Origin of the sequence: Citrobacter sp. Marseille-Q3906, assembly GCF_916618775.1 — a bacterium.
GTDB lineage: Bacteria > Pseudomonadota > Gammaproteobacteria > Enterobacterales > Enterobacteriaceae > Citrobacter > Citrobacter murliniae.
On sequence record NZ_CAKAKA010000001.1, the window covers coordinates 510,575 to 525,470 of the forward strand.

At 51.8% G+C, this 14,896-nt stretch carries 9 protein-coding genes and 1 pseudogene; 7 read left to right on the plus strand and 3 right to left on the minus strand.

The annotated features are described in order from the left end of the window. Positions 1–197: 197 nt before the first annotated feature. From tamA to LG384_RS02395, 3 genes are read left to right on the plus strand one after another with little or no spacing between them, the layout of a single operon-like run. Positions 198–1,931, plus strand: a complete 1,734-nt coding sequence (tamA, locus tag LG384_RS02385) for an autotransporter assembly complex protein TamA (RefSeq protein WP_225760392.1) — start codon at positions 198–200, stop codon at positions 1,929–1,931. Beyond that, complete coding sequence (tamB, locus tag LG384_RS02390; protein WP_225760393.1) at positions 1,928–5,704, plus strand: autotransporter assembly complex protein TamB; 3,777 nt, start codon at positions 1,928–1,930, stop codon at positions 5,702–5,704. The genes tamA and tamB overlap by 4 nt, the downstream gene beginning before the upstream one ends. A gap of 2 nt (positions 5,705–5,706) precedes the next feature. Further along, positions 5,707–6,051 carry a gamma-glutamylcyclotransferase gene (locus LG384_RS02395; protein ID WP_045439093.1) on the plus strand — a complete coding sequence of 115 codons (345 nt, stop codon included), beginning with the start codon at positions 5,707–5,709 and terminating at the stop codon, positions 6,049–6,051. A 43-nt stretch (positions 6,052–6,094) separates the two neighbouring features. Here LG384_RS02395 and LG384_RS02400 read toward each other — a convergent pair whose 3' ends face one another. From LG384_RS02400 to ppa, 3 genes are all read right to left on the minus strand, one after another. Beyond that, on the minus strand, positions 6,095–8,104 hold the full coding sequence (locus LG384_RS02400) for a TonB-dependent receptor domain-containing protein (protein WP_225760394.1): 2,010 nt from the start codon (positions 8,102–8,104) through the stop codon (positions 6,095–6,097). An 83-nt stretch (positions 8,105–8,187) separates the two neighbouring features. Continuing rightward, on the minus strand, positions 8,188–9,258 hold the full coding sequence (locus LG384_RS02405; protein WP_370637013.1) for a YncE family protein: 1,071 nt from the start codon (positions 9,256–9,258) through the stop codon (positions 8,188–8,190). Positions 9,259–9,467: 209 nt separating this feature from the next. Next, positions 9,468–9,998: an inorganic diphosphatase gene (gene ppa, locus LG384_RS02410; protein WP_045439097.1), complete on the minus strand. Its 531-nt coding sequence runs from the start codon at positions 9,996–9,998 to the stop codon at positions 9,468–9,470. 310 nt (positions 9,999–10,308) lie between these two features. Between ppa and ytfQ the strand changes: the two are divergent. From ytfQ to yjfF, 4 genes and pseudogenes are all read left to right on the plus strand, one after another. Further along, positions 10,309–11,265, plus strand: a pseudogene (gene ytfQ, locus LG384_RS02415) (galactofuranose ABC transporter substrate-binding protein YtfQ). A gap of 106 nt (positions 11,266–11,371) precedes the next feature. Beyond that, positions 11,372–12,874, plus strand: coding sequence for a galactofuranose ABC transporter, ATP-binding protein YtfR (ytfR, locus tag LG384_RS02420; RefSeq protein ID WP_045439104.1), 1,503 nt, complete (start codon positions 11,372–11,374; stop codon positions 12,872–12,874). 13 nt (positions 12,875–12,887) lie between these two features. After that, positions 12,888–13,910 (plus strand): galactofuranose ABC transporter, ATP-binding protein YtfT, encoded by a 1,023-nt coding sequence (gene ytfT / locus LG384_RS02425; RefSeq protein ID WP_045439107.1) that lies wholly within the window; start codon positions 12,888–12,890, stop codon positions 13,908–13,910. After that, entirely contained in the window at positions 13,897–14,895 is a 999-nt protein-coding gene (yjfF, locus tag LG384_RS02430; RefSeq protein WP_225760396.1) for a galactofuranose ABC transporter, permease protein YjfF, read from the plus strand. Before ytfT ends, yjfF begins: the two co-directional genes overlap by 14 nt. Position 14,896 lies beyond the last annotated feature (1 nt).

Consider the following 14,896-nt stretch of genomic DNA (forward strand, 5'->3'; position numbering starts at 1 on the left):
ATCAGTCATTTGGGTTAAGGTTGTAACAAGACGCGTCTTTGCCCACAATAAACGGTGTGAATACGTCTAGAGTTAAACATAAGAAATATTTGGGTTGTCGTCTGTTTTTCAACTCTTATTGTTGATTTTTTGTTAAGCCCAGGAACGGCATAGTATTTTTTTCCAGGGGTGGGAAAAAAGGATATTCAGGAGAAAATGTGCCACATATCCGTCAGTTATGTTGGGTGGGGTTACTGTGCTTAAGTGGCTCAGCCGCCGCTGCGAATGTTCGCTTACAGGTCGAGGGATTATCGGGACCGCTGGAAAAAAACGTCCGTGCGCAGTTATCCACGATTCAGAGTGATGAAGTCACGCCTGACCGCCGTTTTCGTGCGCGCGTCGATGATGCTATTCGCGAAGGGCTAAAAGCGCTGGGCTATTTTGAGCCGACCATTGATTTTGAATTGCGTCCACCACCGGCGAAGGGACGTCAGGTGTTGATTGCCAAAGTGACACCCGGTGAACCGGTACTGATTGGCGGAACCGACGTCATTTTACGCGGTGGGGCGCGCACTGACAGAGATTATCTGGACCTGCTAAAAACGCGTCCAGCCATCGGCACTGTGCTGAATCAAGGCGACTATGACAGCTTCAAAAAGTCGCTAGCCAGCGTGGCGCTGCGTAAGGGCTATTTCGACAGTGAATTTAATAAAAGCCAACTCGGGATCGCGCTCGATCGTCGCCAGGCATTCTGGGATATCGATTACAACAGCGGAGAGCGTTATCGTTTTGGACATGTCACCTTTGAAGGATCGCAGATTCGCGATGAGTATCTGCAAAATCTGGTGCCGTTCAAAGAAGGCAAAGAGTACGAATCGAAAGATCTGGCGGAGCTGAACCGTCGTCTCTCGGCAACCGGTTGGTTTAATTCTGTAGTGGTCGCGCCGGAATTCGACAAAGCCCGCAAAACCAAAGTGTTGCCGCTGAAAGGCGTGGTCTCGCCACGCACGGAAAACACCATTGAAACCGGGGTCGGCTATTCCACCGACGTCGGGCCAAGGTTAAAAACCACGTGGAAAAAACCGTGGATGAACTCGTACGGTCACAGTCTGGCGACCAGCGTCAGCGTTTCTGCGCCTGAACAGGTTCTTGATTTCAGTTATAAAATGCCGCTGTTAAAGAACCCACTGGAGCAGTACTACCTGGTTCAGGGGGGATTTAAACGTACCGATTTGAACGATACCGAGCAGGACTCCACCACGCTTGCCGTCTCTCGCTACTGGGATCTCTCCAGCGGCTGGCAGCGCGCAATTAACCTGCGCTGGAGCCTCGACCACTTTACCCAGGGTAATGTCACCAATACCACTATGCTGCTCTATCCTGGTGTGATGATTAGCCGGACGCGCTCGCGCGGCGGTCTGATGCCCGTCTGGGGGGATTCTCAGCGCTATTCCATCGATTACTCGAATACCGCCTGGGGTTCAGATGTCGATTTCTCCGTCTTCCAGGCACAGAACGTCTGGATCCGCACGTTGTACGACCGTCATCGCTTTGTGATGCGCGGTAACCTCGGCTGGATTGAAACCGGAGACTTCGACAAAGTACCACCGGATCTGCGTTTCTTCGCCGGGGGCGACCGCAGTATTCGCGGTTACAAATACAAATCTATTGCGCCTGAAGGCAGCGACGGCAAACTGAAAGGGGCCTCGAAGCTGGCGACAGGATCGCTGGAATACCAGTACAACGTGACCGGAAAATGGTGGGGTGCGATGTTTGTTGATAGCGGTGAAGCGGTCAGCGATATCCGCAGAAGTGATTTTAAAACCGGTGCCGGGGTTGGTGTGCGCTGGCAGTCACCGGTAGGACCTATCAAGCTCGATTTTGCTGTACCTGTCGGCGACAAAGATGAGCATGGTTTACAGTTTTACATCGGTCTGGGGCCTGAATTATGAGTTTATGGAAGAAGATAAGCCTCGGCGTTCTGATTTTTATCCTGCTGTTGTTAGGCACTGTAGCGTTTCTCGTGGGTACAACCTCGGGTCTGCATCTGCTCTTTAAGGCGGCTAATCGCTGGGTTCCGGGGCTGGAGATAGGCCAGGTCACTGGCGGCTGGCGGGATTTATCGCTGAAAAATATCCGCTACGATCAGCCTGGCGTGGCGGTGAATGCGGGTGAAGTGCATCTGGCCATCGGCCTCAACTGTCTGTGGAACAGCAGTCTGTGCGTCAATGATCTGTCGCTAAAAGATATTAACGTGGCTATCGACAGTAAAAAAATGCCGCCTTCTGCTCCGGTGGAGGAAGAGGATAGCGGCCCGCTTAATCTGTCAACGCCTTATCCCATCACGCTTTCACGCGTGGCGCTTAACAACATCAATATCAAAATTGATGACACCACCGTTTCCGTGCTGGATTTTACTTCCGGCCTGAACTGGCAGGAAAAAACGCTGACCCTGAAGCCAACGTCATTACAGGGCCTGTTGATTGCACTGCCTAAAGTGGCGGAAGTCGCCCAGGAAGAGGTTGTTGAGCCGAAGATCCAGAATCCGCAGCCGGATGAGAAACCGTTGGGTGAAACGCTCAAAGATCTGTTCTCAAAACCGGTCCTACCGGAAATGACCGATGTTCACCTGCCGCTGAATCTCAATATTGAAGAATTCCGCGGCGAGCAACTGCGCGTGACCGGGGATACCGATCTGACAGTACACAACATGTTGCTGAAAGTGAGCAGCATTGACGGCAATATGAAGCTCGACGCGCTGGATATCGACTCCAGCCAGGGGACGGTGAACGCCAGCGGGACGGCGCAACTGACCGATGCGTGGCCAGTCGATATTACGCTGAACAGTACGCTGAACATTGACCCGTTAAAAGGCGAAAAGGTGAAGCTGAAGGTTGGTGGCGCGCTGCGCGAACAACTGGAAGTGGGTGTTAATCTATCCGGCCCGGTGGATATGGATCTGCGCGCACAGACGCGCCTGGCGGAAGCAGGATTACCGCTCAATCTGGACGTCGTCAGCAAACAGGTTTACTGGCCGTTTACTGGCGATAAGCAATTCCAGGCCGATGATATCAAGCTCAAACTGACCGGCAAAATGACGGACTATACGCTGTCGATGCGCACAGCAGTGAAGGGACAGGACATTCCTCCGGCAACCATTACGCTGGATGCTAAAGGCAACGAACAGCAGATTAATCTCGACAAACTTACCGTGGCGGCGCTGGAGGGGAAAACCGAACTCAAAGCGTTGCTTGACTGGCAGCAGGCTATAAGCTGGCGTGGAGAACTGACGCTGGATGGTATTAACACTGCGAAAGAGCTTCCGGACTGGCCGTCAAAACTGAATGGTTTGGTGAAAACCCGAGGTAGCCTGTATGGCGGAACCTGGCAGATGGAGGTTCCGGAGCTGAAGCTGACCGGTAACGTTAAACAGAACAAGGTTAATGTGAATGGCTCACTGAAAGGGAACAGTTACCTGCAGTGGACAATCCCAGGCCTGCACCTGGAACTGGGGCGTAACAGCGCCGAGGTGAAAGGTGAACTGGGGGTAAAAGATCTCAATCTCGACGCGATGATTGATGCTCCGGGCCTGGATAACGCGCTACCGGGGTTAGGCGGTACGGCGAAAGGTCTGGTCAAAATTCGCGGTACGGTGGAAGCGCCGCAACTGTTGGCGGATATCACTGCCCGTGGCCTGCGCTGGCAGGAACTCTCCGTTGCCCAGGTGCGTGTTGAAGGCGATGTGAAATCGGCTGAACAAATCGCCGGTAGCCTCAACGTGCGCGTAGAGCGGATTGTGCAACCTGATGTGAATATCAATCTCGTAACCCTGAATGCCAAAGGCAGCGAAAAGCAACATGAGCTGCAGCTGCGTATTCAGGGGGATCCGGTCTCCGGGCAGCTTGATCTGGCAGGGAGTTTTGATCGCAAAGAACAGCGCTGGAAAGGAGCCTTGAGCAATACCCGCTTCCAGACGCCGGTTGGTCCGTGGTCGCTGAACCGCGCGATAGCGCTGGATTACCGTAATCAGGAACAGAAAATCAGCATCGGGCCGCACTGCTGGAACAATCCAAACGCTGAGCTGTGCGTGCCGCAGACGATTGATGCCGGTGCTGAAGGACGTGCAGTGGTTAATCTGAACCGCTTCGATCTGGCGATGCTGAAACCGTTTATGCCAGATACCACGCAGGCGAGCGGCGTGTTCAGCGGTAAAGCCGATGTAAGCTGGGACACGACTAAAGAAGGGTTGCCACAGGGAAAGGTAACGCTAAGCGGGCGTAACGTGAAGGTCACACAAAGCGTCAATGATGCACCGTTGCCGGTGGCATTTGAAACGCTGAATATGACCGCTGACCTGCATAATAACCGTGCCGAACTGGGATGGCTGATTCGCCTGACCAATAACGGACAGTTTGACGGGCAGGTGCAGGTTACCGATCCGCAAGGGCGACGCAACCTTGGCGGTAACGTCAATATCCGTAACTTTAATCTGGCGATGGTCAATCCCATCTTCTCGCGTGGTGAAAAAGCTGCGGGGATGCTAAACGCTAACCTGCGCCTCGGCGGCGATGTGCAAAGCCCGCAGTTGCTCGGACAGTTACAGCTTAGTGGTCTGGACATTGACGGCAACTTTATGCCATTTGACATGCAGCCAAGCCAGCTGGCGATTAATTTCACGGGGTCACGTTCGACGATTGCGGGCGTGGTGCGCACGCAGCAGGGACAGATTAACCTGAGTGGTGACGCCGACTGGACTCAGATAGACAACTGGCGGGCGCGTATCGCGGCTAAAGGCAGCCGCGTTCGTATCACCGTGCCGCCAATGGTTCGTCTGGATGTATCTCCGGATGTGGTCTTCGAAGCCACGCCAAGTTTATTCACGTTGGATGGTAGCGTTGATGTACCGTGGGCGCGTATTGTGGTGCATGACCTGCCGGAAAGCGCGGTGGGTGTCTCCAGCGATATGGTAATGCTCAATAACGATCTTCAGCCTGAGAAGCCACAGAGTGCGGGTATTCCGATCAACAGCAATCTGATCGTGCATGTAGGCAACAACGTGCGCATCGATGCGTTTGGTCTGAAAGCAAGACTGACAGGCGATCTGAAAGTGGCGCAGGACAAGCAGGGGCTGGGGCTTAACGGGCAGATTAACATCCCGAGCGGTCGCTTCCATGCTTATGGTCAGGATCTTATTGTGCGCAAAGGCGAGCTGTTGTTCTCCGGCCCGCCGGACCAGCCGTTGCTCAACATCGAGGCGATTCGTAACCCGGATGCCACTGAAGACGACGTCATTGCCGGTGTTCGCGTTACAGGTACTGCTGATGAACCAAAAGCGGAGATCTTCTCTGACCCGGCGATGTCACAGCAAATGGCGCTTTCCTACCTGCTTCGTGGGCAAGGACTGGACAGCGAGCAGAGCGACAGTGCGGCAATGACATCAATGCTTATTGGTCTGGGGGTTGCACAAAGTGGTCAGGTTGTGGGTAAAATCGGGGAGACATTTGGCGTAAGCAATCTGGCACTGGACACACAAGGGGTGGGCGACTCATCTCAGGTGGTTGTCAGCGGATACGTACTGCCAGGTCTGCAGGTGAAATATGGTGTGGGTATATTTGACTCCTTAGCGACACTCACGCTACGTTATCGTCTGATGCCTAAGCTATATCTGGAAGCCGTGTCTGGCGTAGATCAGGCACTTGATTTGCTCTATCAGTTTGAGTTTTAGCAATGCGAATATTTGTCTACGGTAGTTTACGACGCAAACAGGGCAACAGCCACTGGATGACCAACGCCCAGTTGCTGGGTGATTTCAATATCGAGAACTACCAGTTGTATAGTCTGGGCCACTATCCAGGCGCAGTTCCGGGAAACGGATCGGTACACGGGGAAGTTTATCGTATTGACAACGCTACGCTGGCAGAGCTTGACGCTCTGCGTACGCGAGGCGGCGAGTATGCACGCCAGTTAATTCAGACGCCGTACGGAAGTGCATGGATGTACGTGTACCAACGTCCGGTCGAGGGGTTAACGCTGATTGAAAGCGGTAACTGGTTAGACAGAGACCAGTACTAATATGAACACGCCACCCTCGGGTGGCGTTGTTTTATTACAGGGCTTAAAACTCCACTCGCGCGCCGAGGTTATAGCGACGTCCTTCCACCTGAGCGGACTCATTCCACGCGGTAGTCAGCTTCGGATCCTCATCCAGCAGGTTGTAGATACCCGCCATCAGCTGTGTATTTTTATTGAGTTTATAGCGTACGCCTACGTCTACCATCGTGTAGTCATCGTACTTATAGTTGTTGCCACTGTTGCGGTTACTGCTGCGATAATTCACCGTACTCCATACGTCCAGACTTTGTGTTGCCGTCCAGTTCAGCGACAGATTTGCCATATGGCGTGGGTAATCGTTCAGCGCGTAGCCTTTATTTACCCCACTTTTCTGCTCGCTGTGGTTCCAGGTGTAGTTGGCGTTAGCTTTAATATCCGCGCTGATTTGCCAGTCGGCGTTAAGCTCCACACCGTATACATCCGCCTCGCTAACGTTGAAGTACTTACTGACGGAATCTGCCTTGTAACCATTTACGGAGCACTGATTTGTCGCCGTGGTTTCGCAAATGGTTTGCTCGGCAATTTTATCTTTGAACTGGGTATAGAAGACGGTGCTATCCAGCGACAATGTATTGCCGGTCCAGTAGAGACCCAGCTCAGAGTTAACGCTTTTCTCCGGTTTCAGGTCGTCATTACCCACCGTCAGGAACGGATAAGGCACAGTTGAGCCGTAAGGCGTGACGAAGTCGCTGGAGGTCGCGCGCAGTTCTGGTTTTTTATACCCTGCGGAAACGCCGCCTTTCAGCGCCCAGGCATCGCTGAATGCCCAGTTGCCGTACATTTTTGGCGTAATATGTGTCCCAAAATTATCATCCTGATCCATACGCGCTGACGTAGTCAGGATAAAATCATCAATACTCCAACCGTCCTCAGCAAACACAGCCCAACCGTTGCGGCTGACTTTGGTCACGGGTTCTGAACCCGGCAGCGTTTTGTTTGCCACATCAAAGCGGTCGTTTAACTCTTCACGGGTAAAATTCGCCCCGACGGTCAGCTTGTGGTTGTCGAGAGTGATGGTGGTTTGCGAGTTGGCGACGTAGTTTTCCATCTGCACATACTGCGGTGATTGCCCGTCGTAAACGTATTTTGACCGGCCTTTTTCGTAGTTAATGTAATTGGTTGTCGCGACGGTATCTTCTGCGTACCAGCCGGTATGAGTGAGGGTGACGGCGTTACGATCGAACAGCCATGACCACGGCGCGCCACGTTTCTGGGTGCGGTTTTTCTCTTGTTCACCGGTGACGACGTTGAGGTCGAACAGGTTATTTTCGCTGGCGGCCAGACCCAGCGTCATATCCACGGATTTACGGTTATGCTTGCCAAAGTAATTGTTGCGATCGTCATCGCGTCGGTCGAGCCAGTCTGCCGCCACGCTTAATCCCAGAACATCAGGGATAATGGGACCCATAGTGAACAGATTCATCTGGCTGGTATTACCCAGATACTGGTGTTCCTGAAGCCAGGTATTGGCGGCAATTGCCGTCGTCCAGTCCTTTGTACCGTAAGGCTTTTTAGTGATAACGTTCACCACGCCGCCGATGGCATCTGATCCGTACAGCGATGACATCGGCCCGCGAATAACCTCGATACGCTCAATGGCCTCCATCGGCGGTAAGAAGTTGGCTTCGGTACCAATATCGTGTCCGTACGGGCGTGACTCGCCGGTGTTTTGTTTGACGCTGTTGACCATGAATGCGGTATAGGACGGGTCCATCCCGCGGATCATAATGCTGCCAGCATTCATACCGCTGCTGTTGGTAACTGAAACGCCGGGAATATTTTTTATTGCTTCACCGATGTTACGGTCGGGTTGAATATCCAGTGTTTTACGATCGATAACGGAAATGGTCGCCGGGGCTTCACGTTTTTGTTGTGAGAAACCGGATGCGGTGATTACCATTTCATCTTCGTTGTTGCGAGAAGTTTCACTTAATTCCTCGGCCTGTGAGGGGAATATAACACCGCCAGAGAGTGCAACGATCCCTGTCAGCGTAATAAGTTGACGCGTTTTCATAATATAAGACACCTGAAAAGTAAAAATAACAACGTCACCTTGTCGTCGTTTTGGCGACAAGGTGAAAGAATGATTTTTGATTATTAATATTTAGAGAGATCGATTTTCAGCACATAGTCGGGCTTCACGCCAATCATTTTTTCTGGCTGTTTTACGCTGACATACAAGGAGCTAGCATCTGTCGATAGCGCAAGACTGTTTGGTAATGCATTGGTTTCAATGCTTTGTTTCACCTGATAGGTCTTGCTGTCCACAATGCTGACTCGTTTTGCATTGCGGTGGGTAATGTAAACTTCCTGACGTTTTTCGTTATATAACACGGCAAGAGAATTAATTACCTTAATTGGCGCAATGACTTTGCCGTTATTAATATCGACAACCAGTACGTCCGCGAGATCAGGATCGGTGAGGAATGCACGATTATTTTTCGCATCAAGAGCGATATTCAGGAAGAAATGTTTTTTGGCAGGTTCAATGGTAAAGCGGTTAATAATTTTATGGCTGGTGGTATCCAGAGTAATCAACTCGTTTCTGCCATTAACGACATACAGGCGATCTTTATCGGCATCAACAGCCATGCCGGTCGGGTATTCACCCATATTTTCAATAGTGGCAATTTTTTCACGCTTTTGCGTATCTACTACCCAGACAATTCCTTTTTCTGCAACGCCGGAAATGTACAGACGATGATGCTGCTTATCGAGCACCATTTCACGGGTATGGACAATGTCTTTCGGGCTTTTGGTCTCGCTCAGTTGTAGTATCGCCAGCTCTTTACCGCTGCGGGTATCGATTAGCGTTACTGAACCTTCCAGCGTATTTCCGACATACAGAACATGATTTTCTGCATCCAGCGCGGTAGCAAAAGCGCGACGGCTGGTAGTAATAACTTCCGTGGTGGTGAGTTTCTCCAGATCGAGTTTATAGATCAGCCCACTGGTTTTATCCTTATCAAACGACGGCGACGAGGCAGCAAAAAGTGCATTCTGTTGGCCATCAACCGCCAGTTCATACACGCCGTTACCGACATCGCGGGTCAGAAAATCTTTCTCAGGCAGCGTACCTGCGTAACCGGACAGAGTGGTAAATAGCAGCGCTGTGGCGAAGGCCACACCGGAATAGCATTTCAGGGACTTCACATTGTGGAGGTTCATTGACGTTTATTCACATTTATTTACGTGTTGCGAATGATAATGAGATCGAATCTTATTCGCAAATAAGATGAATGAAATGTGACTACCCGATTTGGTAGGTCAAAAAGGAACCAGCAGGTTGCGTGAGGAAACGGAAGGGGGAAAGCACAGACATAAAAAAGCCCTTACTAACCAGAGTATGGTGTTCAGGGCTATCAGCACAAGCGAACTTATTTCTTCGCGGCGCGCTCGAAGGATGCAACGATTTCAGCTTTAGCAGCTTCTGCGTTGTCCCAACCGTCAACTTTCACCCATTTGCCCGCTTCGAGGTCTTTATAGTGCTCGAAGAAGTGAGTGATCTGCGCTTTCAGCAAGTCCGGCAGGTCGTTCACATCTTTGATGTGATCGTATTCTTTGCTCAGTTTGGTGTGCGGTACTGCAACCAGTTTCGCATCTTCACCGGATTCGTCGGTCATTTTCAGTACGCCAACCGGACGGCAGCGGATGACTGAACCTGGCTCCAGCGGGTACGGAGTCGGGACCAGAACGTCTACCGGATCACCATCCAGAGACAGGGTGTGGTTGATGTAACCGTAGTTGCATGGGTAGAACATCGCAGTGGACATGAAGCGGTCAACGAACAGGGCGCCGCTCTCTTTGTCAACTTCGTATTTGATCGGATCTGCGTTCGCAGGGATCTCGATAACAACGTAGATATCTTCCGGCAGATCTTTACCGGCAGGGACGTTGAGTAAGCTCATGTCTGTTTCCTTTAAATATGCTATGGCAAACAAGTGGCGGGTATTATAGCCAACTCGCGCTGAATGTCTCCGCTTGTTTTTCGATTTAGTTCCTCTGAATTTCTCTTTTTCACACTGTTTGCATGACAGAAAAATCCATAAGTTCAGTCGCATTTTTCATAGGGTAATGAAAGCGATTACAAACTTGTGATTAACGTTTTATTTACTTTTTTGAAGTGTGATGTAACTCAATTCGTTACATGCTCGATTGTCTATAGTTTTTTCGCGACTGTTTATTAATCAACAATAATCACCCTACGAGGACGCACTTATGTGGAAGCGCTTACTTTTAGTCACAGCAGTTTCAGCAGCCATGTCGTCTATGGCAATGGCAGCCCCTTTAACCGTAGGATTTTCGCAGGTCGGGTCTGAGTCCGGCTGGCGCGCCGCAGAAACCAACGTGGCGAAAAGCGAGGCCGAGAAGCGCGGTATTACGCTGAAAATCGCCGACGGTCAGCAAAAGCAGGAAAACCAGATTAAAGCAGTACGTTCATTCGTTGCCCAGGGCGTGGATGCCATCTTCATTGCACCGGTCGTGGCAACGGGTTGGGAGCCAGTATAAAAAGAAGATAAAGATGCCAAAATTCCGGTTTTTTTGCTCGATCGTTCCATCGATGAAAAAAAAAAATCTCTCTATATGCCCACTGTCACCGCCGATAACGTGCTGGAAGGTAAATTAATCGGCGACTGGTTGATTAAAGAAGTGAACGGCAAGCCATGTAACGTCGTTGAGCTGCAAGGGACCGTCGGTGCCAGCGTGGCAATCGACCGTAAAAAAGGCTTTGCTGAAGCCATTGCCAACGCGCCAAATATCAAAATTATTCGCTCCCAGTCCGGAGACTTTACCCGCAGTAAAGGTAAAGAAGTTATGGAAAGTTTTATCAAAGCGGAAAACAACGGCAAGAACATCTGCATGGTTTACGCCCATAACGATGACATGGTGATTGGGGCTATTCAGGCGATTAAAGAAGCAGGCCTGAAGCCGGGCAAAGATATTCTCACCGGTTCAATTGACGGCGTACCGGATATCTATAAAGCGATGATTGACGGCGAAGCCAACGCCAGCGTCGAGCTGACGCCAAATATGGCTGGTCCGGCATTCGACGCGCTGGAGAAATTCAAAAAAGACGGCACGATGCCCGAAAAGCTGACCATTACCAAATCAATCCTCTATCTGCCTGATACCGCCAAAGAAGAGTTAGAGAAGAAGAAAAACATGGGCTACTAAGTCGTTAGCGTGAGGAACAATGCTGGATGGCCGGCCTACAGGCGAGTGTATTGTAGGCCGGATAAGATGCGAGCGTCGCCATCCGGCAGTTGATAGAGGGGGAACCATGACCACCGAACAGCACCAGGAAATCCTCCGAACCGAAGGATTAAGTAAATTCTTTCCCGGCGTCAAAGCGCTGGATAACGTGGATTTCAGCTTGCGTCGTGGCGAGATTATGGCGCTGTTGGGAGAAAACGGAGCCGGAAAATCGACGCTGATCAAAGCGCTGACCGGCGTTTACCATGCCGATCGTGGCACTATCTGGCTCGAAGGCCAGACGATTTCACCCAAAAATACCGCCCACGCCCAGCAACTGGGGATTGGCACCGTTTATCAGGAAGTGAACCTGCTGCCCAATATGTCGGTAGCGGATAATCTGTTTATTGGCCGTGAGCCGCGGCGCTTTGGCCTGTTGCAACGTAAACAGATGGAAAAGCGTGCGACAGAGCTGATGGCCTCTTACGGTTTTTCTCTCGACGTTCGCGAACCGCTTAACCGCTTTTCCGTGGCGATGCAGCAGATAGTCGCCATCTGCCGGGCGATCGATCTCTCCGCAAAAGTGTTGATCCTCGATGAGCCCACCGCCAGCCTGGATACCCAGGAAGTTGAAATGCTGTTTGGACTAATGCGTCATCTGCGCGATCGCGGCGTCAGCCTGATTTTCGTCACCCATTTTCTCGATCAGGTTTATCAGGTCAGCGATCGGATCACCGTTCTGCGTAACGGCGGCTTCGTTGGGTGCCGTGAAACACGAGAACTACCACAGATCGAACTGGTGAAAATGATGCTGGGTCGTGAGCTGGATACCCATGCGTTACAGCGCGCAGGTCGCACGCTGTTGAGTGATAAGCCGGTGGCGGCATTCAGTAATTTTGGCAAGAAAGGCACGATCGCACCTTTTGATTTGCAGGTTCGGCCCGGCGAGATCGTTGGCCTGGCGGGGTTGCTGGGTTCGGGGCGGACAGAAACGGCGGAAGTGATCTTCGGTATTAAACCTGCCGACAGTGGCAGTGCGCTGATCAAAGGTAAACCGCAGACCCTGCGATCGCCGCATCAGGCCTCGTGCCTGGGGATCGGCTTTTGCCCGGAAGACAGGAAAACGGATGGCATTATTGCCGCTGCTTCGGTGCGGGAAAATATCATTCTGGCCCTGCAGGCGCAGCGAGGCTGGTTGCGGCCCATTCCCCGTAAAGAACAAAACGAGATCGCCGAGCGCTTTATCCGCCAGCTCGGCATTCGTACGCCGAACGCCGAACAGCCGATCGAATTTCTCTCCGGCGGTAATCAGCAAAAAGTACTGTTGTCACGCTGGCTACTGACTAAACCACAGTTCTTGATCCTTGATGAACCGACGCGTGGGATCGACGTCGGTGCGCATGCGGAGATCATTCGCTTGATCGAAACGCTGTGCGCTGATGGCCTCGCTCTGCTGGTTATTTCGTCCGAACTGGAAGAGCTGGTGGGTTATGCCGATCGGGTCATTATTATGCGCGATCGCAAACAGGTGGCAGAGATCCCACTGGCTGAACTGTCCGTACCGGCAATTATGAACGCCATTGCGGCCTAAGGAGATTATTGTGATGCCTCAATCTCTCCCCCAATCTACTCCGCCTAAACGACGGTTTCGCTGGCCAAAAGGAATGCCACAGCTGGTAGCGCTGCTGTTGGTGTTGCTGGTGGATAGCCTGGTAGCACCGCACTTCTATCAGGTGATTTTGCAGGACGGCCGCCTGTTCGGTAGCCCTATTGATATTCTCAACCGCGCTGCGCCCGTAGCGCTGCTGGCGATTGGCATGACGCTGGTGATTGCCACCGGCGGTATCGATCTTTCTGTTGGTGCGGTGATGGCCATTGCAGGCGCCACCACCGCTGCGATGACAGTCGCAGGACACAGTTTACCTATTGTCCTGCTCGCTGCGTTAGGCTCCGGTATTCTGGCAGGATTGTGGAACGGTATTCTGGTGGCGATCCTCAAGATCCAACCGTTTGTCGCGACGCTTATCCTGATGGTGGCCGGGCGTGGAGTTGCGCAGTTGATCACCTCAGGGCAGATCGTCACCTTCAATTCCCCCGATCTGTCGTGGTTCGGCAGCGGCTCGTTGTTACTGTTCCCTACGCCGGTGATCATCGCGCTGCTGACGTTGGTTGCATTCTGGCTGTTGACCCGCAAAACGGCGCTGGGCATGTTTATTGAAGCGGTAGGTATCAATATTCGCGCGGCGAAAAACGCCGGGGTGAACACCCGCATCATTGTAATGCTCACCTATGTACTGAGCGGCCTGTGCGCAGCGATTGCCGGAATTATCGTCACTGCGGATATTCGTGGGGCAGATGCTAATAATGCCGGATTATGGCTGGAGTTAGATGCCATTCTGGCGGTGGTCATTGGCGGCGGCTCGTTGATGGGAGGGCGTTTCAACCTGCTGTTGTCGGTAGTCGGAGCCCTCATTATTCAGGGGATGAACACCGGGATTTTACTCTCGGGCTTCCAGCCGGAGCTGAACCAGGTGGTCAAAGCCATTGTCGTGTTGTGTGTGCTGGTCGTGCAGTCACAACGCTTTATCAGCCTGATAAAAGGAGTGCGCGGTCATGATAAAACGTAATTTACCGTTGATGATCACCCTCGGTGTTTTTGTGCTGGGCTATCTCTACTGTCTGACGCAATTCCCGGCTTTTGCCTCTACCCGAGTGATATGCAATATCCTGACTGATAACGCTTTTTTAGGGATCATTGCTGTTGGTATGACCTTCGTCATTCTCTCTGGCGGGATCGATCTTTCCGTCGGCTCAGTGATTGCTTTTACTGGCGTATTTCTGGCAAAGGCCATTGGCTACTGGGGAATTTCTCCTCTGCTGGCGTTCCCCCTGATTCTTTTGATGGGCTGCGCATTCGGTGCGTTTATGGGGTTGTTAATTGATGCGCTGAAGATCCCGGCATTCATCATTACTCTGGCGGGGATGTTCTTCCTTCGCGGCGTCAGCTATCTGGTCTCCGAAGAATCAATCCCGATTAACCATCCTGTTTATGACACGCTCTCCAGCCTGGCATGGAAGATCCCCGGCGGCGGTCGCCTAAGCGCGATGGGATTGCTGATGCTGGCTGTGGTGGTGATCGGCATATTCCTTGCGCACCGTACGCGGTTTGGCAATCAGGTTTACGCTATCGGCGGTAATGCCACCTCTGCCAACCTGATGGGGATCTCAACCCGCAGTACGACAATCCGCATCTATATGTTGTCTACCGGGTTGGCGACGCTGGCCGGAATTGTTTTTTCAATTTATACCCAGGCAGGTTATGCACTGGCAGGTGTCGGCGTAGAACTGGATGCTATTGCCTCGGTGGTGATTGGCGGTACGCTGCTGAGCGGCGGAGTGGGAACGGTTTTAGGAACCCTGTTTGGCGTAGCCATTCAGGGGCTGATTCAGACCTACATTAATTTTGATGGCACATTAAGTTCATGGTGGACAAAAATCGCCATTGGCATTTTATTGTTTATTTTTATTGTCTTGCAACGGGGTCTTACTGTGTTGTGGGAGAACCGTCAGAGTTCACCGGTAACCAGAGTTACCACGTCTGCGGCACCATAGT

Coding starts and splice junctions, on each gene's coding strand:
- ytfT (WP_045439107.1), top strand. CDS start 12,888: ATGCCTCAATCTCTCCCCCAATCTACTCCGCCTAAACGACGGTTTCGC.
- tamB (WP_225760393.1), top strand. CDS start 1,928: ATGAGTTTATGGAAGAAGATAAGCCTCGGCGTTCTGATTTTTATCCTG.
- ppa (WP_045439097.1), bottom strand. CDS start 9,998: ATGAGCTTACTCAACGTCCCTGCCGGTAAAGATCTGCCGGAAGATATC.
- LG384_RS02405 (WP_370637013.1), bottom strand. CDS start 9,258: ATGAACCTCCACAATGTGAAGTCCCTGAAATGCTATTCCGGTGTGGCC.
- yjfF (WP_225760396.1), top strand. CDS start 13,897: ATGATAAAACGTAATTTACCGTTGATGATCACCCTCGGTGTTTTTGTG.
- LG384_RS02395 (WP_045439093.1), top strand. CDS start 5,707: ATGCGAATATTTGTCTACGGTAGTTTACGACGCAAACAGGGCAACAGC.
- ytfR (WP_045439104.1), top strand. CDS start 11,372: ATGACCACCGAACAGCACCAGGAAATCCTCCGAACCGAAGGATTAAGT.
- LG384_RS02400 (WP_225760394.1), bottom strand. CDS start 8,104: ATGAAAACGCGTCAACTTATTACGCTGACAGGGATCGTTGCACTCTCT.